The sequence below is a fragment of the Streptomyces spinoverrucosus genome (genome assembly GCF_006539505.1).
Classification (GTDB): domain Bacteria; phylum Actinomycetota; class Actinomycetes; order Streptomycetales; family Streptomycetaceae; genus Streptomyces; species Streptomyces spinoverrucosus.
In genome coordinates, this window is sequence record NZ_BJND01000003.1 from 169,079 (window position 1) to 190,045 (window position 20,967).

At 72.2% G+C, this 20,967-nt stretch carries 23 protein-coding genes and 1 pseudogene; 10 read left to right on the plus strand and 14 right to left on the minus strand.

The window, feature by feature from the left end:
- Both SSP24_RS01320 and SSP24_RS01325 read right to left on the minus strand, forming a co-directional pair.
- Positions 1 to 1,737: an ATP-binding protein gene (locus SSP24_RS01320; RefSeq protein ID WP_141306669.1), complete on the minus strand. Its 1,737-nt coding sequence runs from the start codon at positions 1,735 to 1,737 to the stop codon at positions 1 to 3.
- Between the two features lie 223 nt (positions 1,738 to 1,960).
- The gene (locus SSP24_RS01325) at positions 1,961 to 2,908 is read right to left on the minus strand and encodes a GlxA family transcriptional regulator (RefSeq protein WP_141306670.1); all 948 of its coding nucleotides are present in this window, start codon (positions 2,906 to 2,908) and stop codon (positions 1,961 to 1,963) included.
- Positions 2,909 to 2,979: 71 nt separating this feature from the next.
- Between SSP24_RS01325 and SSP24_RS01330 the strand changes: the two genes are divergently transcribed.
- A complete protein-coding gene (locus SSP24_RS01330) occupies positions 2,980 to 3,930 on the plus strand; it encodes an NADP-dependent oxidoreductase (protein WP_141306671.1) in 951 nt (316 codons plus the stop codon).
- A 6-nt stretch (positions 3,931 to 3,936) separates the two neighbouring features.
- On the opposite strand, the gene SSP24_RS01335 is transcribed toward SSP24_RS01330, so the two are convergent.
- Together SSP24_RS01335 and SSP24_RS01340 are read right to left on the minus strand one after the other, a co-directional pair.
- Positions 3,937 to 5,043 carry an NAD(P)-dependent alcohol dehydrogenase gene (locus SSP24_RS01335; RefSeq protein WP_141306672.1) on the minus strand — a complete coding sequence of 369 codons (1,107 nt, stop codon included), beginning with the start codon at positions 5,041 to 5,043 and terminating at the stop codon, positions 3,937 to 3,939.
- Positions 5,044 to 5,068: 25 nt separating this feature from the next.
- Entirely contained in the window at positions 5,069 to 6,523 is a 1,455-nt protein-coding gene (locus SSP24_RS01340; protein WP_141306673.1) for an aldehyde dehydrogenase family protein, read from the minus strand.
- Between the two features lie 127 nt (positions 6,524 to 6,650).
- On the opposite strand from SSP24_RS01340, the gene SSP24_RS01345 reads away from it, so the two are divergent.
- From SSP24_RS01345 to SSP24_RS01355, 3 genes are all read left to right on the plus strand, one after another.
- Entirely contained in the window at positions 6,651 to 7,088 is a 438-nt protein-coding gene (locus SSP24_RS01345) for a MarR family winged helix-turn-helix transcriptional regulator (protein ID WP_141306674.1), read from the plus strand.
- Between the two features lie 145 nt (positions 7,089 to 7,233).
- A complete protein-coding gene (locus SSP24_RS01350) occupies positions 7,234 to 7,608 on the plus strand; it encodes an anti-sigma factor antagonist (RefSeq protein WP_141306675.1) in 375 nt (124 codons plus the stop codon).
- A 50-nt stretch (positions 7,609 to 7,658) separates the two neighbouring features.
- Complete coding sequence (locus SSP24_RS01355) at positions 7,659 to 8,321, plus strand: DUF4230 domain-containing protein (protein ID WP_141306676.1); 663 nt, start codon at positions 7,659 to 7,661, stop codon at positions 8,319 to 8,321.
- Here the strand turns inward: SSP24_RS01355 and SSP24_RS01360 are convergent, their stop codons facing one another.
- The 6 genes from SSP24_RS01360 to SSP24_RS01385 are packed head-to-tail and all read right to left on the minus strand — an operon-like array spanning position 8,322 to position 12,047.
- Positions 8,322 to 10,082: a complex I subunit 5 family protein gene (locus SSP24_RS01360; protein ID WP_141306677.1), complete on the minus strand. Its 1,761-nt coding sequence runs from the start codon at positions 10,080 to 10,082 to the stop codon at positions 8,322 to 8,324.
- Positions 10,082 to 10,429, minus strand: a complete 348-nt coding sequence (locus SSP24_RS01365; RefSeq protein WP_141306678.1) for a sodium:proton antiporter — start codon at positions 10,427 to 10,429, stop codon at positions 10,082 to 10,084. The genes SSP24_RS01360 and SSP24_RS01365 overlap by 1 nt, the downstream gene beginning before the upstream one ends.
- Positions 10,426 to 11,166 carry an MnhB domain-containing protein gene (locus tag SSP24_RS01370; RefSeq protein ID WP_141306679.1) on the minus strand — a complete coding sequence of 247 codons (741 nt, stop codon included), beginning with the start codon at positions 11,164 to 11,166 and terminating at the stop codon, positions 10,426 to 10,428. Before SSP24_RS01370 ends, SSP24_RS01365 begins: the two co-directional genes overlap by 4 nt.
- On the minus strand, positions 11,163 to 11,423 hold the full coding sequence (locus SSP24_RS01375; RefSeq protein ID WP_141306680.1) for a Na(+)/H(+) antiporter subunit B: 261 nt from the start codon (positions 11,421 to 11,423) through the stop codon (positions 11,163 to 11,165). Before SSP24_RS01375 ends, SSP24_RS01370 begins: the two co-directional genes overlap by 4 nt.
- Positions 11,416 to 11,868 (minus strand): MrpF/PhaF family protein, encoded by a 453-nt coding sequence (locus tag SSP24_RS01380; RefSeq protein WP_141306681.1) that lies wholly within the window; start codon positions 11,866 to 11,868, stop codon positions 11,416 to 11,418. The genes SSP24_RS01375 and SSP24_RS01380 overlap by 8 nt, the downstream gene beginning before the upstream one ends.
- A complete protein-coding gene (locus SSP24_RS01385; protein WP_141306682.1) occupies positions 11,865 to 12,047 on the minus strand; it encodes a hypothetical protein in 183 nt (60 codons plus the stop codon). Before SSP24_RS01385 ends, SSP24_RS01380 begins: the two co-directional genes overlap by 4 nt.
- A 320-nt stretch (positions 12,048 to 12,367) precedes the next feature.
- Here SSP24_RS01385 and SSP24_RS01390 point away from each other — a divergent pair, with 320 nt between their 5' ends.
- On the plus strand, positions 12,368 to 12,814 hold the full coding sequence (locus tag SSP24_RS01390; protein ID WP_229864843.1) for a VanZ family protein: 447 nt from the start codon (positions 12,368 to 12,370) through the stop codon (positions 12,812 to 12,814).
- Between the two features lie 155 nt (positions 12,815 to 12,969).
- On the plus strand, positions 12,970 to 14,205 hold the full coding sequence (locus SSP24_RS01395) for a glycoside hydrolase family 16 protein (RefSeq protein WP_141306683.1): 1,236 nt from the start codon (positions 12,970 to 12,972) through the stop codon (positions 14,203 to 14,205).
- A gap of 9 nt (positions 14,206 to 14,214) precedes the next feature.
- Here SSP24_RS01395 and SSP24_RS01400 read toward each other — a convergent pair whose 3' ends face one another.
- Complete coding sequence (locus SSP24_RS01400) at positions 14,215 to 14,451, minus strand: hypothetical protein (RefSeq protein WP_141306684.1); 237 nt, start codon at positions 14,449 to 14,451, stop codon at positions 14,215 to 14,217.
- A gap of 79 nt (positions 14,452 to 14,530) precedes the next feature.
- Positions 14,531 to 15,340 (minus strand): SDR family oxidoreductase, encoded by an 810-nt coding sequence (locus tag SSP24_RS01405; protein ID WP_141306685.1) that lies wholly within the window; start codon positions 15,338 to 15,340, stop codon positions 14,531 to 14,533.
- Between the two features lie 134 nt (positions 15,341 to 15,474).
- On the opposite strand from SSP24_RS01405, the gene SSP24_RS01410 reads away from it, so the two are divergent.
- The 3 genes and pseudogenes from SSP24_RS01410 to SSP24_RS01420 all read left to right on the plus strand — a co-directional run bounded on the left by SSP24_RS01410 (position 15,475) and on the right by SSP24_RS01420 (position 18,443).
- Positions 15,475 to 16,506, plus strand: coding sequence for a PHP domain-containing protein (locus tag SSP24_RS01410; RefSeq protein WP_141306686.1), 1,032 nt, complete (start codon positions 15,475 to 15,477; stop codon positions 16,504 to 16,506).
- A 43-nt stretch (positions 16,507 to 16,549) separates the two neighbouring features.
- Positions 16,550 to 17,104: pseudogene (locus SSP24_RS01415) on the plus strand (HAD family hydrolase).
- Between the two features lie 310 nt (positions 17,105 to 17,414).
- Positions 17,415 to 18,443 carry an SDR family oxidoreductase gene (locus SSP24_RS01420; protein WP_141306687.1) on the plus strand — a complete coding sequence of 343 codons (1,029 nt, stop codon included), beginning with the start codon at positions 17,415 to 17,417 and terminating at the stop codon, positions 18,441 to 18,443.
- 28 nt (positions 18,444 to 18,471) lie between these two features.
- On the opposite strand, the gene SSP24_RS01425 is transcribed toward SSP24_RS01420, so the two are convergent.
- Entirely contained in the window at positions 18,472 to 18,738 is a 267-nt protein-coding gene (locus SSP24_RS01425; RefSeq protein WP_141306688.1) for a hypothetical protein, read from the minus strand.
- Between the two features lie 84 nt (positions 18,739 to 18,822).
- Positions 18,823 to 20,112, minus strand: a complete 1,290-nt coding sequence (locus tag SSP24_RS01430) for an ROK family transcriptional regulator (protein ID WP_141306689.1) — start codon at positions 20,110 to 20,112, stop codon at positions 18,823 to 18,825.
- Between the two features lie 311 nt (positions 20,113 to 20,423).
- Between SSP24_RS01430 and SSP24_RS01435 the strand changes: the two genes are divergently transcribed.
- Positions 20,424 to 20,918, plus strand: coding sequence for an FBP domain-containing protein (locus tag SSP24_RS01435; protein WP_141306690.1), 495 nt, complete (start codon positions 20,424 to 20,426; stop codon positions 20,916 to 20,918).
- Positions 20,919 to 20,967 lie beyond the last annotated feature (49 nt).

The window sequence follows — 20,967 nt, forward strand, 5'->3', positions numbered from 1 at the left end:
CTAGTCGCTCTCTTCAGTGCGGTGCTCTGCGGACTCGCGTACGGCGCTCGACTCGCGGTCGGCCGGCCCGGATCCCTCGCTGCGCTCCCGTCCGGCGGTGGCGAACGCGGCCAGTCCGGTGAAGGACGTGTCCGGCGGTACGGCGGAGACGGCCGCCTCCTCGGTCCGCGCGGCACGGGCGGCCGGGGCGGGCTCGCCCGATTCGCTGCGCCTGCTGCGGCGCCGGGGCAGTCCACCTGGCGTGGTGTCCTGCGCCTCGGCGGGGTCGGGGGCGGGCTCGGCGGTCGCCGTTCGCGGTGCGGTGGCGGGGGCCTCCGATACGGTCGGGGCGGTGGCCGACGCGGACGCGGTGGCCGGGGTGGCCGCGGGCAGCGGACTGAAGTACTTGTGCGGTACCACGACGACCACCGAGGTGCCGAGCCAGGGCGAGTCCGCGAAGGTGACGCGGATGCCGTAGCGGCGGGCGAGGATGCCGACGACGCGCAGGCCGATGTTGGCGTCCTCCGACACACCGCCCAGACCGGGGCCGGCGGCGGTGCCGGCGAGGGCGTGCTCGGCCTCGCGCTTCTTCTCCTCGCTCAGGCCCTTGCCGGAGTCCTGGATCTCGATGCCGACGCCGTTGGGAACCTCCTTGCCGGAGACGAGCACCGGTTCGGTGGGCGGCGAGTAGCGGGTGGCGTTGTCCAGCAGGTGCGCGAAGATCAGCGTGAGGTGGTCCACCAGGCCGCCGTCGACGCCCAGTTCGGGCAGGTGGCGGAGCTCGACGCGGTGGAACTCCTTGATCCGGCCGATGCCGCCGCGCACCACGCTGAGCAGCCGCTGCGGCTCCTGCCACTGCCGTCCCGGGCGGTCCGAGCCGCCGAGCACACCGATGCTGGCGGCGAGACAGTCGGCGGGGCCGATCGCCTGGTCGAGCTCCATCAGGCCGCGCGCGACGGACGGGAGCCGGCCGTGCTCGCCCTGCATCTCGTGCAGCCGGCCGCGCAGCTTGCTGGTGAGTACGTGGATCCGGTTGCCGATGCCGACGACCGCCTGCTCGGCGGAGGTGGAGCGGTTGAACTCCTCCTCGACGCCGATCAGCGCGGTGCGCAGGACCTTGCGAAGCTCGGCCTGGAGTTCGGGCGCGACCTTGGCGCACTGGTTGGTCGGGGGCAGCAGGTCGTCGATCGCGTCACCGGCGCGCAGCCGCTCAAGCGCTTCGGGCAGCTGCTCGTTCGCGAGCCGGGCGACCGCGGCCTGCTGGTGGTCGAGGCGTTCCTGCCAGGTGGCGGTCTGCTGGGCGAGCTGTGCCTCCAGGCGCTGGGCCTGCTCGGCGAGCTGTGCCTGGTAGTCGTCGGCCTGTTCGGCGAGGCGGGCCTCGTAGCCCTGGGCCTGCTCGGCCAGCCGGTCCTCGTAGGCCCGTGACTGGTCGGCGAGTTGGGCCTCGTGGGCGGCGCGTTCGGCGGCGTGCTTGCGCTCCAGGCCCGCCACGTGCTGCTGCCACTGCTGGGAGTGCTCGGCCTGCGAGGTGCGGAAGCTGCCCTCCGCACGGCGCAGTTGCGTCCGGGTGCGGATCAGCAGCCGTACGCACACCGAGGCGGCCGCCGTCGCCGCGATACCGGCGACGGCCGCGGTTATTCGCTCCGAGCTCATGAACGTGGCGGCAACCGTCCCGCCTCCTAAGGCCAGCGGCATCAGCCACCAGCTGTACCAGGCGACAGGGGCCCGCGCCGCCGGGGGCGGAGTGGCGAGTTCCATCTGCATCCTTCGAAGCAACACGATCGAACAGGGGGGGTGTACAGGGCGACCGCACTCATGAGTACGCACTGCTGGGTCGACCCGTCGCGAACGTGTCAACTCGCAGCGCCGGATGGGAGCTTATCGGGTTCCAACCCGAAAGGATCAACCTCAACGGCCGAGCGGACGTGAGGGTTCCGTCACTCTCCGCCAAGAACCCGTTAGTCGACAAGTCGGCAGGTCATCAGCGCGTGCTGTGGAACGTACGGCGGTACGCCTGCGGTGAGACGCCGATCGCGGCGTGCAGGTGCTGGCGCAGGGACGCGCCCGTGGCGAAGCCGACCTGGCCGGCGATGTGGTCGACGGGGAGGTCGCTGGACTCCAGGAGGTGCCGGGCGCGGGCGACGCGCTGCTGGATGAGCCAGCGGCCGGGGCTGACGCCCACCTCGTCGTGGAAGCGGCGGGCGAAGGTGCGCAGGCTCATCCGGGCGTGTGCGGCGAGGTCGGACAGGGTCAGTGGTTCGCCGAGGCGTTCCAGCGCCCAGGTGCGGGTTGCGGCGGTGCTCGCGGCGCCGGTCTCGGGCACGGGCTGCTCGATGTACTGGGCCTGGCCGCCGTCGCGGAACGGCGGGACGACGCAGCGCCGCGCGACGGTGTTGGCGAGCCGGCTGCCGTGGTCCTTGCGCACGAGGTGCAGGCAGACATCGACGCCGGAGGCGGCTCCGGCGGAGGTCAGGACGGGGTCGTCGTCGACGAAGAGGACGTCCGGGTCGAGGTCGATGTGCGGGAACATCCGCCGGAAGTGATCGGCGACCTGCCAGTGCGTGGTCGCCCTGCGGCCGTCCAGCAGTCCGGCGGCGGCCAGGACGAAGGCGCCGGTGCAGATGGAGACGATGCGGGTGCCGGGCCGGATCCGGGCGAGCGCGGCACGGACTTCGTCCGGGATGTCGGCGGAGACGGACGCCGGCGCGATGGGCGCGATCACCACCGTGTCGGCCGTCGCCAGGGCCTCGGGGCCGTGCTCGACGGTGACCGAGAAGTCGGCGTTGGTGCGCACCGGCCCGCCGTCGACGCTGCACGTCAGCACCTCGTACCGGCCGTCGGCCGCGCCGAAGATCCGGCTGGGGATGCCCAGTTCGAAGGGGTACACGCCGTCGAGGGCCAGCACCACGACTCGCTCCACACGCTGCATGGCACGATTCTATCAAAGGTTGGCAATCGTGCCATTTTCCGAGCGGGCGGGCGCGGGCAGGCTGGGTGACCATGAGCGATGTGAACACCATGCGAGTCATCAGCCAGGACGTCCTCGGCGGTCCCGAGGTGCTGAAAGAAGTAGAGGTGCCGCGGCCGACTCCGCGGCCGAACGAGGTGCTGGTCCGGGTGCGGGCCGCCGGCGTCAACCCCACCGACTGGAAGCACCGCGCCACCGGCGGCTTCCTCGGCGAGCCGCCCTTCACCCTCGGCTGGGACGTCTCCGGCGTCGTCGAGGAGACCGGCATCGGCGTCGCCCTCTTCCGGCCCGGCGACGAGGTCTTCGGCATGCTGCCCTACCCGTTCGGTCACGGCTCGCACGCCGAGTACGTCATCGCCCCGGCCCGCGCCCTCGCCCCCAAGCCCGCAGGGATCGACCACACGCAGGCGGGCGCACTGCCGCTGGTCTCGCTGACCGCGTGGCAGGCGCTGGTGGAGCGGGCGGACCTGCGACCGGGTCAGCGGGTGCTGATCCACGCGGCGGCCGGTGGCGTCGGACATGTGGCCGTGCAGATCGCCAAGGCCCGGGGCGCCTACGTGATCGGCACGGCGAGCGCGGGCAAGCACGACTTTCTGCGCGAGATCGGCGTGGACGAGCCGGTCGACTACCGGGCGACCGACTTCGCGGAGGCCGTGCACGACGTCGACGTGGTGCTCGACACCATCGGCGGCGACTACTCCGTCCGCTCGCTGCGCGTCCTTCGCCCGGGTGGAATCGTGGTGTCGATCCTGCCGATCGGGTCGGACGACTTCTACGCGGAGGCCGAGCGGCTCGGCGTACGGGCGATCCGGATGCTCGTCGACGCCGACCAGTACGGCATGAGGGCCATCGCCGGGCTGATCGAGGACGGCAGTCTGCGGGCGACGATCGCGGGGACCTTCCCGCTGGCCGAGGCCGCCAAGGCGCATGAGCTCGGCGACACCGGCCGGACCACGGGGAAGCTGGTGCTGCTGGCCGACTGAGGCCGGTCAGAAGGTGAGCACGGGCTTGATGGTCTTGCCCGCGCTCATGTCCCGCACCGCCTGGTCGATCTCCGTGAAGGGGTAGGTGCCGATCAGGCGGTGCAGTGGGAGCCGCCCGTCCTTCACGAGCCGGACCAGGGCGGGGATGACGGTCCGGGTCTCGCTGTCGCCGAGCGTCAGGCCGACGATCCGCTTCCCGGCGAGCAGCCCGTTGACGTCCAGGGAGACCTCGGTACCGAACGGCGGGGCGCCCACGACGACCAGCGTGCCGCGCGCGGCGAGCGCGTCGACGCCCTGCCGGAGCACGGCGACGCTGCCGGTCGTCTCCACGACACCGTCGGCGCCCTGACCGCCGGTGAGGTCGGCGATCGCGGCCCCGACGTCGGCCGTTCCGGCGTCGACGGTATGAGTGGCACCCAACTCCTTTGCCAGCGAAAGGCGTTCGCCCACCTTGTCTACGGCGATGACAGTGGTCGCGGGCGTCAAGGCGGCCGCCATCACCGCCGACAGGCCGACGGCTCCGGCGCCGAGGACGACGACGCTGCTGCCGGTGACCGGCCGCAGGACGTTCCAGACGGCACCGACCCCGGTCTGTACGCCGCAGCCGAGCGGGGCGATCGACGTGAGCGGCACATCCGGGTCGACCTTGACCAGGCTGCGCTCGTCCGCGAGGGCCCGCTCGGCGAACGAGGACTGGCCGAAGAAGTGCCCGCCGAGCGGTTCGCCGTCGCGGCTGATGGTGCTGGTGCCGTCCGCGCGTCGGCCCCCGATGAGGTTCATCGGCAGCCAGGTGGCGCAGTATGCGGGGTGCCCGGCGCGGCAGTTGCGGCAGTCGCCGCAGGAGGTGAAGGACAGCACGACGTGGTCCCCCGGCGCGACCGCAGTGACGGACGGGCCGACGGCCTCGACGACTCCGGCTCCCTCGTGGCCGAGCACCCCGGGCAGCGGGAAGGGCAGGGCGCCGCTCGCCACGCCGAGGTCGGTGTGGCACAGGCCGGTCGCGACCATGCGGACGAGGGCCTCGTGGGGGCCGGGTTCGTCGAGGACGACGTCGGAGAGGGTGAAGGGTGCCCCGCCGGATTCGACGACGGCGGCGCGGGTGGTGGTGGGCATCGTACGAACTCCTTGGCGGGCGCGCTCAGTCGAGCGAGACGACGACGGACTTGACCTTCGTGTAGGAGGCGAGCGCCTCGGGGCCGTACTCGCGGCCGAAGCCTGAGTCCTTGACGCCGCCGAACGGGACCGCGGGGTCGAGCATCGCCCAGTCGTTGATCCAGACGATGCCGGCCTGGAGGCGGTCGGCGACGCGGTGGGCGCGGGCGAGGCTGCCGGTCTGCACGCCCGAGGCCAGGCCGTACGGCGTGGAGTTGGCGAGGGCGACGGCCTCGTCCTCGGAGTCGAAGGGCTGGACGGTGAGGACCGGGCCGAAGATCTCCTCCTGGACGGCTCGGGAGTCGTTCGGCAGGTCGGCTATCACGGTGGGCTTGTAGTAGTAGCCGCCGTCGAGGTCGAGGCGCTCGCCGCCGCAGACGATACGGCCGCCCTCCTGGCGGGCCAGGTCGACGTACTCCTCGACCTTGCGCAGATGCCGCTCCCCCGCCATCGGTCCGACGACGGTCTCGGGTTTGCGCGGGTCGCCGACGGGCACGCCGGGGACCGCTTCGGCGAGGATGCCCAGCAGGGTGGCGTACACCTTGCGGGCGACCAGCAGCCGGGGTCCGGCCATGCAGAACTGGCCGGTGTTGAAGACGAACGCCTTGATGACCGCGCCGACCGCCTTCTCCAGGTCGGCGTCCTCGAAGACGAGGTGGGCGGCGTTGCCGCCGAGTTCCATGGTGACGGGCCGCAGCGCCTGCCCGGCGACGCCCGCGACATGGCGGCCGACCGTGGTGGAGCCGGTGAAGGCCACCTTGTCGACGCCGGGGTGGCGCAGCAGGGCCTCGCCGGTCACCGGGCCGGTGCCGGTGACGACGTTGACCACGCCGTCCGGGACGCCGGCCTCCTGCAGCAGCCGGGCCATGTACAGGGCGCTGAGCGGGGTCTCCTCGGCGGGTTTGTGGACGACCGTGTTCCCGGCGGCGAGCGCGGGGGCGAGCTTGGTACCGGCCAGGATCAGCGGGAAGTTGTACGGCGTGATGGCCGCGACCACGCCGAGGGGCTCGCGGCGGGTGTACGCCAGGGCGTTGAGCGGGGTGTCGCGGGTGGCGCCGTCGAGGGAGTGGGCCAGGGCGGCGTAGTGCTCGTAGTCGTTGGCGGCGTTCGTGATGTCGACGGCGCGGCACAGGGTGATCGGTTTGCCGACGTCGAGGCTCTCCAGCTCGGCGAGGTCTTCGGCGTTCTCGCGGATCAGCTCGGCGACGCGGTGCAGGACGCGGCCCCGTTCACGGCCGCTCAGCCCGGACCACTGGCCGGCGTCGAAGGTCTCGCGGGCGGCCCGCACGGCGGCGTCCACGTCGGCGGGGCCCGCCTCGGCGACGGTGGTGAGGACCGTGCCCCGGGACGGGTCGACCACCTCGCCGCGCGCTCCGTCGGCGGCGTCGTGCCACCGGCCCCCGATGAACAGCCGACCGGGTTCGATCTCGAAGGTGGTCATCGCCACTCCCAGCTTCATTGCCAAGATCAGGAAACCAACAGGATCTCCAGAGTTCAAAAAACAGGATTCCTGTTGGTCGGCAGTCTGAATTCAGACAGGTTTCCTGTCAATGCTCTAGGCTCGATCCATGGCCGGCACCCAGACAACCAAGGCACCCCCGTCCCTGCTCTACATGGTCAAGCAGGTGGAGCTCGTGGTCCGCTCACACCTGGACGACCTGGTCAGACCCTTCGGAATCACGGCGCTGCAGTACACCGCGCTCACCGTCCTGGAGCGGCACGACGGACTGTCGGCGGCGCAGCTGGCCCGGGACTCCTTCGTCACCGCCCAGTCGATCGCCGACCTGGTCCGCTCCCTGGAGGGCCGCGGCCTGGTGCGCCGGGAGCGCAACCCGCACAACCGCCGGGAGCTGCTGATCCTGCTCACCGGCGAGGCGCGCGAACTGCTCACGCGGCTCGCCGGGCCGGTGCGGGAGCTGGAGGAGCGGATGGTACGGGAGTTGACGGCACATCAGGCCGAGCAGTTCCGCCGGGCCCTCAGCAAGGCCTGGCAGGCCTTGTCGTAACACTTCGCTCACGCCGCGAAGAAACTCGGTCGCAATTCGAAGACATATGTCAACCGAACATGCTGAAATGCTTTCCAGCGAGGGTAACTTGCAGGGCGAGGCCCGCAGTTGTGGGTCACCGGCAGCGGACGGGAGGTGAGTCGACGTGGAACGGAACGCCGCGCCGCTCACCCGGCATCTGCGCGTCCACCGGGAACAGGGGCACACGGTGCTGGAGTTCCGCGGGGAGATCGACATCGCCGCGGCGGCGGAGATCCTCCCGCACCTGGACGACGTGACGGCGCTCCCCGGCGCCCGGATCGTGATCGACCTCAGCCCGGTCGAGTTCTTCGACTGCTCGGGGCTGCGGCTGCTGTACCGGGCGCGCAGCCGGGTGCTCGCCCACGACGGGCGGCTGCACCTGGTGTGCGCGCACCCCATGACCCTGCGCGTCCTGCGGGTCACCGGGCTGCACCGGCTGCTGCCGCCACAGCCCACGCTGGACGCGGCCCTGCGGTATCCCGAGACACCGACGGTCTGACCTTCTGTCGAGAAGGGCATGCAGGAGGGTAGGAAGGAGGACCGTCACCCATGACGACTTCCATCAAGCGCCTCCCCGGGCGCATGCCCGGCTGGGCGAAGGCGCTGAGCGCCGTCGTGCTGGTGCTCGTCGTGCTGTTCGCCGGGATCCGGCTGAGCGTACTGCCGGGCCTGAAGGACCTGTTCGGCACGGAGACCCACGACCGCTCGGGGCCGGCCCTGCTCAAGTCGATCCAGGACATCAGCCGTTACGACGCCGCCTCCGGCAACTTCCAGGTCGTCGTGGACCTGGAGAAGGACACCAAGTACCTGCCCGACGCCATCCGCGGCACCCGCACCCTGTACATCGGGGCGGGCACCGTCGACGCCTACGTCGACCTCGGCAAGGTCGGCGAGGACGACGTGACGGTCAACGAGGACCGTACGTCCGCCACGCTGCGGCTGCCGCACGCGGCACTCGGCCGGCCCGCACTCGACCCCGACCGCTCCTACGCCGTCTCCAAGCAGCGCGGTCTGCTCGACCGGCTCGGCGACCTCTTCTCCGACAACCCCAACGGCGAACAGGCCGTGCAGCAGCTCGCGGTACGCCACATCCGCGACGCGGCGAAGGAGAGCGAGCTCACCGCGCGCGCCGAGAGCAACACCACCGACATGCTCGAAGGACTGCTGGGCTCCCTCGGCTTCAAGGAGGTCGACGTCACCTACGGAACCTGATCATGTGCCGAGGACTCCGGGCAGGGCGAGGGCGCCGAGCAGGGTGGCGCCCACCAGCAGCCAGGCCACGTAGTCCCCGACGTGCCCGGACTGCAGGCGCCGCAGCGGCAGCGCCCAGTCCGGGGCGGCGAGCAGCCTCGGCCGGGTGACGGCCAGCGCGGCCAGCCCCACGGCCACCGCCGTCGAGACCAGGCCCAGCAGGATGCCGTACGGCGTCCAGTGCACCGGGACGACCGCGCCGCCGGAACCGGCCTCGTTCACGGCCCGCGCCACCGTCTCGCCGAAGCCGGGGGCCACCCCTGCCGCGAGCGCCCCGGCGAGCAGCAGCGCCGGGACGGCGGTCATGGTGTCGGGGACGAAGCCGAGCCGTCCCCGGGTCTCGGGCTCCTCGCCGGAGCCGGTCGTCTCGTACTCCCCCGCGTCCGGCGGCGGAGGCCCGAGGCCCAGGAACACCCGCGCGGCGACCCGTAGCACCGCGCCCGCCGTCATCGCCGAGGCGATGACGTACAGCACGGCGAGCGGGCCGCCCGCGGCCTCCTCGGCGACCGACTTGCCGAGCGCACCGGCGAACGGCGGCAGTCCGGCCAGGCCCAGGCCGCCGACGACGAACATCACGGCCACCGCGCGCTGTCTTCGGGCCCGCCCGTGCAGGACGTGTTCGTCGACGCTGCCGTAGCGGTCGAGCAGGATGCCCGTGCAGGCGAACAGCGCCGCCTTCACACCGGCGTGGCCGAGGATGTACAGCGCGATCCCGTCGTCGGCCTGCGGGGTCAGTACGCCGATGCCGATCAGGAACAGTCCGATGTGGGCGACGGTCGAATAGGCCAGGAGCCGCTTGATGTGCCGCTGGTACCAGCACATGACGGCACCGACGGCCGCGGTCAGCGCGCCCAGCACGACCAGCATCCGCTCCAGGTCCGCGGCCGGGACGCCGCCGGGCCCGGAGAAGACCGTGCCGTACACCCGCCAGGCGCCGTAGACGCCCAGCTCGACCATGACGCCGGACAGCAGCATGCACACCGGCGTCGGCGCGACGGCGTGGGCGTCCGGCAGCCAGAAGTGGAAGGGCACGGCCGCGGCCTTGACCAGCAGACCGGTGAGGACCAGCACGAAGCTCGCGAGGACCAGGGCGTCCGGCCCGCCGTGCGCGTCCAGTCCCCGGCCGATCAGCGACATCGTCAGCTCGCCGGTGCGCGCGTACAGCAGGGCGATGCCCATCAGCATGGCGTACGCGCCCAGCGAGTTGACCACGCCGAAGGTGAGCGCGCCCTGCACCGCCTTGGCCTCCTCGACGCGGTACCCGGTCAGGGCGTACGCCACGACGCTCATCAGCTCGAAGAACACGAACGCGTTGAACAGGTCGCCCGTGATCGCGAAGCCGCACATCCCGGCCTGGAACACCAGCATCAGCGCCGGATACGAGCCGGCATGCCGACGCGGCGGCTCCTCGAAGTAGCGCCAGGAGTACGTCAGCGCCGCCAGCGTCAGCAGCGAGGCGAGGGCGGCCATGCCGAGGCCGGGGCCGTCGCCGACCAGGACGATGCCGACGCTCCGGCCGTCCACGGGCGTCCAGCCGCCGACCCACTCGGTGCGCGGCGGCGAGGAGTTCAGCAGCAGGACGATCACCAACGCGGCGGTGCCCGCGGAGACGGCACAGCCGACCGTGTCGGCGGCGACCCGGGGCAGGGCGCGGCCCACGGCGACCAGCAGACCGGCGCCCAGCAGCGGGACGGCGACGAGGAGCGGCAGCAGGTGGTGCATCAGCCGCGCAGCTCGGAGAGTTCGTCGGGGTCGACCGTGCCGTGCCGCTTGGAGATCTGCACGACCAGCGCGAGCAGCAGGGCGGTGACGGTGGCACCGACCACGACGTCGGTGAGCGCGAGGGCCTGCACGACCGGGTCGACGACCGGACGGGAGCCCGGCTCGATATCGGAGTAGACGGGGGCGGTGGCGTCGTCGCGGTAGCCGACGGCGAGCAGCAGCACGTACGTGGCTGCCTGGCACACGGACAGACAGCCGACGGCGTGGATCAGGTTGCGGCTGGCGGCCAGTCCGTAGCAGCCGGCCAGGAAGACCCACGCGGCGACCAGATAGGGCAGCACGCTCATGCGCGGCTCTCCTCCTCGATCTCGACGGCCTGGTCCAGGAAGCGGGCGAGCAGGACGACGACCGCGCAGGCGACCTCCATGCCGATGGCCGCGTTCAGCAGGGGGACGGTGCCACCGGAGGACAGCGTGTTGAAGGTGCCGTACGGCAGCAGGGTGTTGGCGAGGAATGCGGTACCGGCGAGGACGCCGGCCAGGCCCAGGACGAGGTAGGCGCAGGCGGCGGCCGCGTCGCCGACCTCGTACAGGCCGACGGGGCGGATGCGTTCCAGGGCGCGGTAGTCGGCGCCCAGGTAGAGCAGGTGCAGGGCGGTCGCGGCGACCACGCCGCCCTGGAAGCCGCCGCCGGGGCTGAGCTGGCCGTGCGCGATGACGTAGAGGCCGGTGAGCAGGGCGACGGGAAGCACGATCAGGGCGTAGCGGCGCACCGGCGGCTCCACGTCGGCGGGTTCGGGCCGGGCGCGGTGTTCGTCGCGGGTCTGGCGCAGCAGGACCACACAGCCGAGGACGGCGGCGAACAGGATGGTCATCTCGCCGAGGGTGTCGAAGGCACGCTGGTCGAAGTTGACGGAGGCGACGGTGTTGGCGGTGTGTCGGTCGAGGGAGGCCCGCACGGCCCGGTCGCCGTACGGGTGCCAGGCGCCGCCGAAGTCGGGCAGCTCCAGGCAGGCGGCGACGAGCAGCGCGGCCAGTCCCGCGCTGCCCACGGCCACGAGCCACAGCCGGAAGCGCCGGTTCACCGCTCTCGCCCCTTCCGCTGCCCGCGCCGTCTGACCTTGCGGACGGTGAGCAGCAGCAACAGCGGGGTGACGGCGGAGCCGACGGCCAGTTGAGACAGGCCGACGTCGGGCGCCTGGAGGACGGTGAACAGCACGGCGAGCACGACCCCGAGGACGGACAGCACGAGCGCCTGGCGGACCGGGTCGCGGACCGCGACGGCGAGGGTCGCGGAACCGGCCACGAGCAGCAGCGCCACGACGACGACCGGGTCAGCCACCGCGCACCCCCCGGATGCCGCCGGTCAGCGCGCGGCCGGCGACCACGTTCCCGCCGACCAGCAGCGCCCCGGTCACCAGAAGCTTGACCGTCGCCCGGCCGGGTGCGGTCACCGCGCACAGCGCGAGGACGACGGCCGTGCCGAGGGCGGCCGCCGTCCAGGTCGGCCACCAGGCGCGCGGCGGGTGCCCGGTCAGCTCGTCGGAGAGCAGCCGGGCGAAGACGAGTGTGCCGACGGGGCCCAGCACGGCGAGGACCAGGGCCAGATCGACGTACGCCGGACGCTCGTAGGCCTGGGAGAGCAGGAGCAGGCCGGGGCAGGCGACGGCGGTGGCGAGGTTCTGCGCCACGACTCGGCGGCCGAGCGGGCCGGTGGTCACGCCCCACAGGGTGGCCGTCAGTCCGCCACCCAGCGTGACGGCCGCCGCGAGGAGCCAGCCGTTCACGGTCCGGTCACCGCCCGTCGCGCGGCCCGCGCCGCCAGTGCGGCCACGCCCGCGGCGCCCGCGCCGACGGCGAGTTCGAGGGTGTCGACCGCGTTGATGAAGGCCAGCCACAGGCCGCCCAGCGCCACCCACCAGGCCAGCACCTCGGCCACGGCGAGGCGCGTCGAACGCCGGGTCATGGCAGCACCTCCGCGGGTTCTTCAAGTGACTCTGCGTCATCAAAGCACCGGCCCATGAGGAGCACGGGGCGGCGCGCGGGTCCTGGCCGGAGTGCCCCGGCAGGACAGCGGGAAACCGGCGCCGCATCTCTGCCCGCTCCGGGGGTAACAGCCTTGTTGTCGAGGGAAGTTGAAGTCTGGAGGACCGAGTGGCCCGTACAGCCTTGCTGTCCCGCGTTCTGTCGCGCCCGCGACGCGCCAAGCGGCCCGCCAAGGGGTCCACGAAGCCTTCAGCCAAAGCAAAGCGTTCGGCCAAGCAGCAGTCGAAGAAGCGGCGCCCGCTGCTCCCCCTGATCGGCCGGGCGGTGGCGATCGCGTGTGCCTTCGCCTTCATGGTCGCGTTCGCCGTGGTGCTGGCCCGGCTGACCCTGCAGCCCTCCCCCGCATCCGAGGCGCTCACGCACAGCAACCTGCGTCCGGGCAGCTCCCTGCGGGCCTATCTGGACCAGCCGGAACTGCGTGACGCCGTGAAGCAGATCGGCGGCAATCTGCTGCTCGGGGTGCCTTTCGGGGTGCTCGTGCCGGTGCTCGCGCCCCGGGCGCGCGGGATCCTGCGGGTGCTGCTGCTCACCGCGGTCGTGATGCTGATGGTGGAGCTGGCGCAGGGGGCGATGGTGACGGGCCGCGCCTTCGACATCGACGACGTCATCCTCAACACGGCGGGTGCGCTGGCCGGGTATCTGCTGGTGGGGCGCAGGCTGGGGCGGGCGGTGCACGCGCGGCGCTGAGGCCCGACGTCCGGTCGCGACTCAGAGGCCCCAACTTCTGGTCCGTACCAAGGTATTGACGCGCCCTTACCTCATCTCTTAAATCAAGGGGAATCCTTCACCCCCCACCTCAGTCGGCGCGCCCGTGCCCGGGACGCCGTACGGAAGGGAAGGCCGTGGCTTCCCCACGACTGCTCCGCAGATGTCTGCTCGGCGCGCTGTCCGCCGTGCTGCTCGCCTCCGCCGCCGTCGCCGCGCCCGCCCAGGCGGAGCCGGCCGGCGTCCGGGCGGTGACGTTCTCCGACACCTTCGACGGTCCCGCCGGTGCGGCGGTCGACTCCTCGAAGTGGCAGATCGAGACCGGCGACAACGTCAACAACCACGAGCGGCAGTACTACACGTCCGGCACCAACAACGCGGCGCTCGACGGGCAGGGCCATCTGGTAATCACCGCCCGGAAGGAGAACCCGGGGAACTACCAGTGCTGGTACGGCCGTTGCGAGTACACCTCGGCCCGGCTGAACACCGCCGGGAAGTTCACCGCGCAGTACGGGCACATCGAGGCCCGGATGAAGATCCCGCGCGGGCAGGGCATGTGGCCGGCGTTCTGGATGCTCGGCCATGACCTGGGCGACGTCGGCTGGCCGGACTCGGGCGAGATCGACATCATGGAGAACGTCGGCTTCGAGCCGTCCACGGTGCACGGCACGATCCACGGCCCGGGCTACTTCGGCTCGGGCGGCATCGGCGCGGCCTACTCCCTGCCGAACGGGCAGGCCTTCGCGGACGGTTTCCACACCTTCGCCGTCGACTGGGCGCCCGACTCGATCACCTGGTCCGTGGACGGCACCGTCTACCAGCGCCGTACCCCCGCCGACCTGGGTGGGAGGCAGTGGGTGTTCAACAAGCCGTTCTTCCTGATCCTCAACCTCGCGGTCGGCGGCTACTGGCCGGGCGACCCGGACGGCTCCACCGTCTTCCCGCAGCAGCTGGTGGTGGACCACGTGTCCGTGACCACGAGCGACTCCACGACCGGCGTGGCGATCCGAGGCCTGGCGGGCAAGTGCGTGGACGTCGCCGGGGCGAGCTCCGCCAACGGCACCCCCGTACAGCTCTACGACTGCAACGGCACCGCCGCGCAGCAATGGACCGTCGGCTCGGACGGCACGATCCGGGCGCTCGGCAAGTGCCTGGACGTCACGAGCGGCGGCACGGCGGACGGCACGGCCGTCCAGCTGTGGGACTGCAACGGCAGCGCCGCCCAGAAGTGGGTCGTCACCGCGGCACGCGACATCGTCAACCCGCAGGCCGACAAGTGCCTGGACGTCACCGGCAACAACGCGGCCAACGGCACGCGGCTGCAGATCTGGACCTGCACGGGCGGCGCCAACCAGAAGTGGACGGTGGGCTGAGCGCAGGCCCTAGCGAGGTTTCCAGGTGAACTTGTCGCCGCCGACCCAGCGCACCACGTCCGGGTCGTCCAAATCGTGGACCGTGATGCCGAAGGCGGCGGCAGTCTCCAGAACGTCGGTGACGGCACGCGCCGCACCGACCACTACACCGTCGATCTCCATGATGCGGAACGGCGGACTGCCGGGCTGGACGCCGAGCACCATGATCCGCGGATGGGAGATGTAGGGGCTCGCGATTTCGGTCATGTCATAGAGCGTAGAGCGGATCCGGCCATTGTGGCCCGTGTGCGGTGGCCGGATAGCGACCCCCAGGGCCGGTGCGGGCTCAGGGGCGCCGCCAGTCGTCCGCGGTCAGGTGGGAGCCCGCCTGCGGGCCCATGCGGAGCATGCCGCCGTCGACGGTCCACGAGGCGCCGGTGACGTACGAGGCGTCGGGCCCGGCGAGGAAGGCGATCACGGCCGCGACCTCGCGCGCGTCGCCCGGCCGCCCCAGGGGCACACCGGGGCGCCGCTCGGTGCGGACGTCCGTGTCCTCCTGGCCGGTCATCGGCGTGGCGATCTCGCCGGGCGCGACGGCGTTGACGGTGATGCCGTGCTCGGCGAGTTCCAGGGCCATGACCTGGGTGAGCAGGCCGAGGCCGCCCTTGGCCGCGCAGTACGGCGCGGCGCCCACCCGGGGCTGGTGCTCGTGCACGGACGTCACGTTGACGATCCGGCCCCCGTCGCCCTGCCGGATCATGTGCCGCGCCGCCCGCTGCCCGCACAGGAAGGGGCCGACCAGGTCGACGTCGAGGACCTCGCGCACCTTGGCGAGGTCCAGGTCGAGAAAGGGCGTGGCCGTGCCCGTTCCGGCGTTGTTGACCAGCACGTCCAGTCGGCCGAGCCTCTCGCACAGCTCGTCGACGGTGTCCGCGGCCTCGGGCAGCCGCGTGAGATCCATGTGGGCGACGGCCGCCCGCACGCCCTTGGCCCGCACCTCCTCGGCGGTCTCCTCGGCGCCCTTCTCGTCGCTGTGCCAGGTGATGCCGACGTCCAGCCCCGCCTCGGCCAGCCGTACGGCGGTGGCGCGTCCGATGCCCGAGTCGGCGCCGGTGATCACGGCGACCTTGGGGTGCGGTGCGGTGGGGGCGGACATGAAGGCCTCCGGCTGGACGACGTACGGGACGAGGCATCGCAGTACCCCGACGCGTACTGGACAAACCGCCCGCCGCCGCCGTGCGGCCCCCGTGCGGCTGGGGAACCCTGGAGGGTGACCCGGAGGAGGTGGCGATGGATCCCGTCGAGGCACTGGGCCGGATCGCCTTCCTGCTGGAGCGGTCACTGGCGCCGACGTACCGCGTCCGCGCCTTCCGCACCGCCGCCCGCGTGGTGGCCGAGCTGCCCGAGGACGAGCTGCGGGCGCGGGCGGCCGCGGGGTCACTGGAGTCCCTCAAGGGCGTCGGCCCGAAGACGGCGCAGGTGGTGCGGGAGGCGCTGGCCGGGCAGGTGCCGGGCTATTTGGCGCAGCTGGAGGCCGAGGCCGGGCGGGAGCGGCCGGTGCGGGGCGGGGAGCGGTTGCTGGCGCTGCTGCGCGGGGACTGCCATGTGCACTCCGACTGGTCGGACGGCGGCAGCCCGATCGACGAGATGGGCCGGGCCGCGGCGGCGCTCGGCCACGAGTGGACGGCGCTCACCGACCACTCCCCCAGGCTGACGGTGGCGCGCGGACTGTCGGCCGAGCGGCTGCGCGAGCAACTGGACGTGGTGGCCGCCCTCAACGAGACCTGGGCGCCGTTCCGGCTGCTCACCGGCATCGAGTGCGACATCCTGGAGGACGGCTCGCTGGACCAGGAACCGGAGCTGCTCGCGCGGCTGGACGTCGTGGTGGTGTCCGTGCACTCCAAGCTGCGCATGGACGCCCGCTCCATGACCCGCCGCATGGTGCGGGCCGTCCGCGATCCGCACGCCGACATCCTCGGGCACTGCACCGGGCGGCTGGTGACCGGGCGGGGGCGGCCGGAGTCGGAGTTCGACGCGGACGAGGTGTTCGCCGCGTGCGCCGAGTCCGGCACGGCGGTGGAGATCAACAGCCGCCCCGAACGGCTCGACCCGCCCCGGCGGCTGCTGCGTCGGGCGCTGGCGGCGGGCGTGCTGTTCTCGGTCGACACCGACGCGCACGCGCCGGGACAGCTGGACTGGCAGATCAACGGCTGCGCCCGGGCGGAGGAGTGCGGGATACCCGCGGAGCGGATCGTGACCACCTGGTCGGCCGACGAGCTGCTGGCCTGGACGCGCGAGGGGCGGGTACCGGCCGGGGTATGAGAACGGCTGATGGGCTGATGCGGAAGGGAGCGTAAGGACCGCCATGGATCGCGCCGCCGTCTTCGACGTCGACGGAACCCTCGTCGACACCAACCATCTGCATGTCGCGACCTGGTGGGAGGCCTTCCGGCAGGCAGGCCATCACATCCCGATGCACGCCATCCACCGGGCGGTGGGCCTGGCGTCGTCGGACCTGATCGCGCATCTGCTCGGCGACGACCGGGACAGGGACCGGGACGACGAGCTGAGCTGCGCCCACAAAGTCCTCTACGGGCAGTACTTCGACCGCCTCCCCGCGCTCCCCGACGCCGGCCGGTTGCTGCGCAGGCTGCACCAGGACGGCTGGAACGTGGTGCTCGCGACCTCGGCGGGCGGCGCCTAGCTGACCGCGCTGCGCCGCGCGATCGACGCGGACGAGGCGATCACCGCGACTGCCGGCGCCGACGACGTGGAGAAGGGCAAGCCCGCGCCGGAGCCCGTCGAGCACGCCCACACACCGCACCCCGGCCCGGCTGGAAGAGGCCGGGCGGACGCCATCTACGACGATCCCGCTCATCTGCTGGCGTCCCTGCCGGAGCTGAGCGGGACGGCAGGGTGAGGTAGATCACGGCATTGCGGGGCGCGCGACGGAACACCCGAGGACAGTTGCCCGTTGAACAGACCGTGGGTGCGGATGGGACAGTGTCCCCGGGCCTCACCTTTTGCCCACAGGGACGATCGTTCGGCTGAAGCCCTGTGGAGCCTTTCGCCGAGAGGCGACCGCCATCCGCGCCCACCCCAGTACCGCCCCGACCGGAATCCCCCGTCCGGTCGGGGCTTTCTCGTACGCGCGCTCGCACGCGTATGGCCTGCCGCGACCGGGTACTCGGTGCCCTCCGCAGAAGGAGTACGCCCGAGAGGAGCCGAACGTGAGCAGCGAAGCCGGCAGCAGGATCGTGGTCACGGGCGCCACCGGCAACGTCGGCACCAGCGTGGTGCGCCTCCTGTCCGAGGATCCGCGGGTCGGGTCGGTACGGGGCCTGGCACGCCGACTCCCCGAGTGGTCGCCGCCGAAGACGGACTGGGCGGCGGTCGACGTGGCCTCCGAACAGGCCGATCTCGTCAAGGAGTTCCTCGGTGCCGACGCGGTGATCCATCTGGCCTGGGCGTTCCAGCCGACGCACGACCCGGCCACCACCTGGCGCACCAACGTGCTGGGCAGCATCCGGGTGTTCGACGCCGTCGCCTCCGCGGGCGTGCCCACCCTCGTCCACGCCTCCTCGGTGGGCGCGTACTCGCCGGGGCCCAAGGACCACACGGTGGACGAGTCCTGGCCGACGCACGGCTGGCCGGACGCCGCGTACTGCCGGGAGAAGGCCTATCTGGAACGCACCCTCGACACCTTCGAGCGCGATCACCCCGGGATCCGCGTGGTGCGGATGCGGCCCGCGTTCCTGTTCAAGCGGGAGTCGGCGAGCGAGCAGCGGCGGATCTTCGGCGGCAGGTTCCTGCCGGGGCCGCTGGCGCGTCCCGAGCTGCTGCCGTTCCTGCCGGACATCCCGGGACTGCGGGTGCAGGCGCTGCACACCGACGACGCGGCCCGGGCGTACCAGCTGGCGGTGGGCTCGGAGGTGCGGGGCGCCTTCAACCTCGCGGCCGAGCCGCCGGTCGACGCGGAGCTGCTCGGTGAGCTGCTCGGCAGCCGCCCGGTACGGCTGCCGAGGACCGCGGCCCGCTCGGCGATCGCCGCCGCGTGGGGGCTGCATCTGCTACCGGCCTCCCCGCACCTCTTCGACGCCGTGCTGCGGCTGCCGCTGATGGACTGCACGCGCGCGCAGACGGAACTGGGCTGGCGGGCGACGCGCACGGCGCCCGAGGTGATCGAGGAGTTCCTCCAGGGGCTCCAGCAGGGGGCGGGGGCGCGGACGGAGCCGTTGCAGGGTCGGAAGGTGGGCTGAGCGTCCTTGGGCGATGCGGCGATGCGTGTCAGTCCGGTGACTCGTCCGGTGCCGGGTGCTCGGGGTGGACGGTGGCTGACTGCGGGGCGCCCTGTCTGCCCGAGCCCGCCTCGTCCGTGTCGGGTACGTCGGCGGCGGTCCGGTCTTCCTCGGCGCCCTCGGCACCCTGGGCCCCCTTCGCCTCCTTGGACACCTCCCAGGGGTCCTCCTCGTCGGCCATGGCCTGCTGGTCGGGCAGGTCACGCGGTACGGGATCGGGACTGCGGCCCGGCTCCTCATCTCGGTGAGCGGTCACGACGTACTCCCTTCCTGGCGTCCGAGACCCACGCGAGTACCTCCGGGAACGGCGGCGAAACCGCACGTCGCGGCCATCACCCGCTCAGTGCGACGCCCGTTCCTTCAGTACGGCGCGCCAGGCCGGCGGCGGTCCCTCAGGCGCGGGCTCGGGTCGGCGGCCGCCGCGGGCGAAGAAGTCGGCCAGCGGCAGGATCGCCGCGCCGACGGTGACCGCGTCGGGCCCGAGCCGGCCCAGCTCAATGGTGACCTTCTCGGCCGGATACCGCAGCGCGTACGCCGCCGCGTGCCGGCGTACGGCGGGCAGGAACCCGGCGCCGAGCTGGAGGCCCGCCCAGCCGCCGATGAGGATCCGCTCCGGCTGGAAGAGGTTGATCAGGTCGGACAGGCCCGCGCCCAGGTACTCGGCGGTCTCCTCCAGGACGGCCAGCGCCGCCGGGTCGGCCGTTCCGCCTGCGGGCGGGTAGGCGGCGGCCAGCATCGCGGTGAGCGCGGTCTCCTCGTCGGTGTCCTCGGGCGGGTGTCCGCCCTCCTCGTGCCAGCGCTCCAGCAGCGACTCGGCGCCCGCGTAGGCCTCCAGGCAGCCGAGCGCACCGCACCGGCAGCGACGCCCCCTGACCCGTACCGTCAGATGGCCCCACTCGACGGCTCGCCCGTGCTCCACCTCGGGCGTGACGAGACTGGCGCCGACGCCGGAGCCGAACAGGACGACGACCGCGTTGCGGGCGCCGCGTCCGCCGCCGAACCACATCTCGGCCTGGCCGAGCGTCTTGGCGCCGTTGTCGATGAAGTACGCGGCCGCCTCGGGGAGTTGGGAGGTAGAACGGAGCAGCGCCTCCAGCGGGACCGCGTCCCAGCCGATCGTCTGGCCGTGCACGACGGCGCCCCGGTCGGGGGTGCGTTCGACGATGCCGGGGACGCCTATCCCCACGCCGAGCAGCTGCTCGCGGGCGACGTCCGCGGCGGCGAGCACCTCGGCGACACCGTCGCGGATATGGCCGACGATCACCTCGACGTCGTACCGCTGCTGCTCCAACGGCCGTTCGGCGCGGGCCAGTTCGGTGAGGGTGAGGTCGAACAGCTCGATGCGCACCCGTGTCTCGCCGACGTCGACGCCGATCATGTGGCCGCTGCCGGGCGCCACCCTCAGCAGCGTGCGCGGGCGGCCGCCGTCGGAGTCGACGCTGCCCGCCTCCTCCACCAGTCCGTCGGCGACCAGGTCGGCGACGACGTTGCTGACGGAGCCCGAGCTGAGGCCGGTCGCCGGGCCGAGCTCGAAGCGGCTGAGCGGGCCGTCGAAGTACAGCCGTTGCAGCACGGCCGTCCGGTTGGCCCGTCTGAGGTCGCGCACTGTGCGCCCGTTCCGCCCCGCCATGTGGCTCCTTCCGAACCCCTGCCCGACCGGCACACACCTGGCCGGGCCATCGAGGGCATATTACTCCAACCCTTAATTCAGGCCGTGAGCTAAGCGGGGCGGAACTCGGTGAGGGATGCGGGTGGTCAGCACGTGGCGTACACGTCCTCTACGCGGGGTGCGCGCTCCCGGTACAGGGTACGGAACACCTCCCGGCAAAATTCAGTGGCTGCACCGCACCTAAGCTTCCTAACCTAGGCTGAAACCTAGGGTCCCTAGGTTTTGCGAGGTCCTCGGCGGCCTCGCCCGGCGACGCCCCAGGAGGCTCCCCCATGAAACCGCTCACCGAGCAGGACATCCGCAGCTCCTTCATCAACTGCTCCAAGGGAGAGGCCAAGCGACTGGCCGTCCCGCGTGACCTCGCCGACCGCCCCTGGGACGACCTGGACTTCCTGGGCTGGCGAGACCCCGGGGCACCCGACCGCAGCTATCTCGTGGCCGAACGCGAGGGGCGGCTCATAGGAGTCACCCTGCGCTTCCCGCCCCCGCAGCGCGGCTATCTGCACCGCAGCCTGTGCTCGCTCTGCCTCACCGGCCATCCCCGCGGCGGCGTCTCCTTGATGACGGCCCGCAAGGCGGGCGCGGCGGGCCGCGAGGGCAATTCCGTCGGCGTCTACATGTGCGCCGACCTCGCCTGCTCCCTCTACGTCCGCGGCAAGAAGATCTCGGAGTCCGGGGCGCGCTTCGAGGAGAGCCTGACGCTGGAGGAACAGATCGCCCGGACCACGGGCAACCTGTTCGCCTTCCTCGACAAGCTGTCCGCCTGAGAAGGTGGACGACACGTTCGATGCCACAGGTGATGGGGAACAGGCCAAG

Bases quoted from the DNA above. Each gene is read 5' to 3' on its own strand.
- SSP24_RS01335 (WP_141306672.1), bottom strand. From the start codon at position 5,043: ATGCCCACCACCACCCGCGCCGCCGTCGTCGAATCCGGCGGGGCACCC.
- SSP24_RS01405 (WP_141306685.1), bottom strand. From the start codon at position 15,340: ATGTCCGCCCCCACCGCACCGCACCCCAAGGTCGCCGTGATCACCGGC.
- SSP24_RS01330 (WP_141306671.1), top strand. From the start codon at position 2,980: ATGAGCGATGTGAACACCATGCGAGTCATCAGCCAGGACGTCCTCGGC.
- SSP24_RS01325 (WP_141306670.1), bottom strand. From the start codon at position 2,908: ATGCAGCGTGTGGAGCGAGTCGTGGTGCTGGCCCTCGACGGCGTGTAC.
- SSP24_RS01385 (WP_141306682.1), bottom strand. From the start codon at position 12,047: ATGACCCGGCGTTCGACGCGCCTCGCCGTGGCCGAGGTGCTGGCCTGG.
- SSP24_RS01320 (WP_141306669.1), bottom strand. From the start codon at position 1,737: ATGGAACTCGCCACTCCGCCCCCGGCGGCGCGGGCCCCTGTCGCCTGG.
- SSP24_RS01345 (WP_141306674.1), top strand. From the start codon at position 6,651: ATGGCCGGCACCCAGACAACCAAGGCACCCCCGTCCCTGCTCTACATG.
- SSP24_RS01360 (WP_141306677.1), bottom strand. From the start codon at position 10,082: ATGCACCACCTGCTGCCGCTCCTCGTCGCCGTCCCGCTGCTGGGCGCC.
- SSP24_RS01355 (WP_141306676.1), top strand. From the start codon at position 7,659: ATGACGACTTCCATCAAGCGCCTCCCCGGGCGCATGCCCGGCTGGGCG.
- SSP24_RS01430 (WP_141306689.1), bottom strand. From the start codon at position 20,112: ATGGCGGGGCGGAACGGGCGCACAGTGCGCGACCTCAGACGGGCCAAC.
- SSP24_RS01410 (WP_141306686.1), top strand. From the start codon at position 15,475: ATGGATCCCGTCGAGGCACTGGGCCGGATCGCCTTCCTGCTGGAGCGG.
- SSP24_RS01435 (WP_141306690.1), top strand. From the start codon at position 20,424: ATGAAACCGCTCACCGAGCAGGACATCCGCAGCTCCTTCATCAACTGC.
- SSP24_RS01365 (WP_141306678.1), bottom strand. From the start codon at position 10,429: ATGAGCGTGCTGCCCTATCTGGTCGCCGCGTGGGTCTTCCTGGCCGGC.
- SSP24_RS01340 (WP_141306673.1), bottom strand. From the start codon at position 6,523: ATGACCACCTTCGAGATCGAACCCGGTCGGCTGTTCATCGGGGGCCGG.
- SSP24_RS01400 (WP_141306684.1), bottom strand. From the start codon at position 14,451: ATGACCGAAATCGCGAGCCCCTACATCTCCCATCCGCGGATCATGGTG.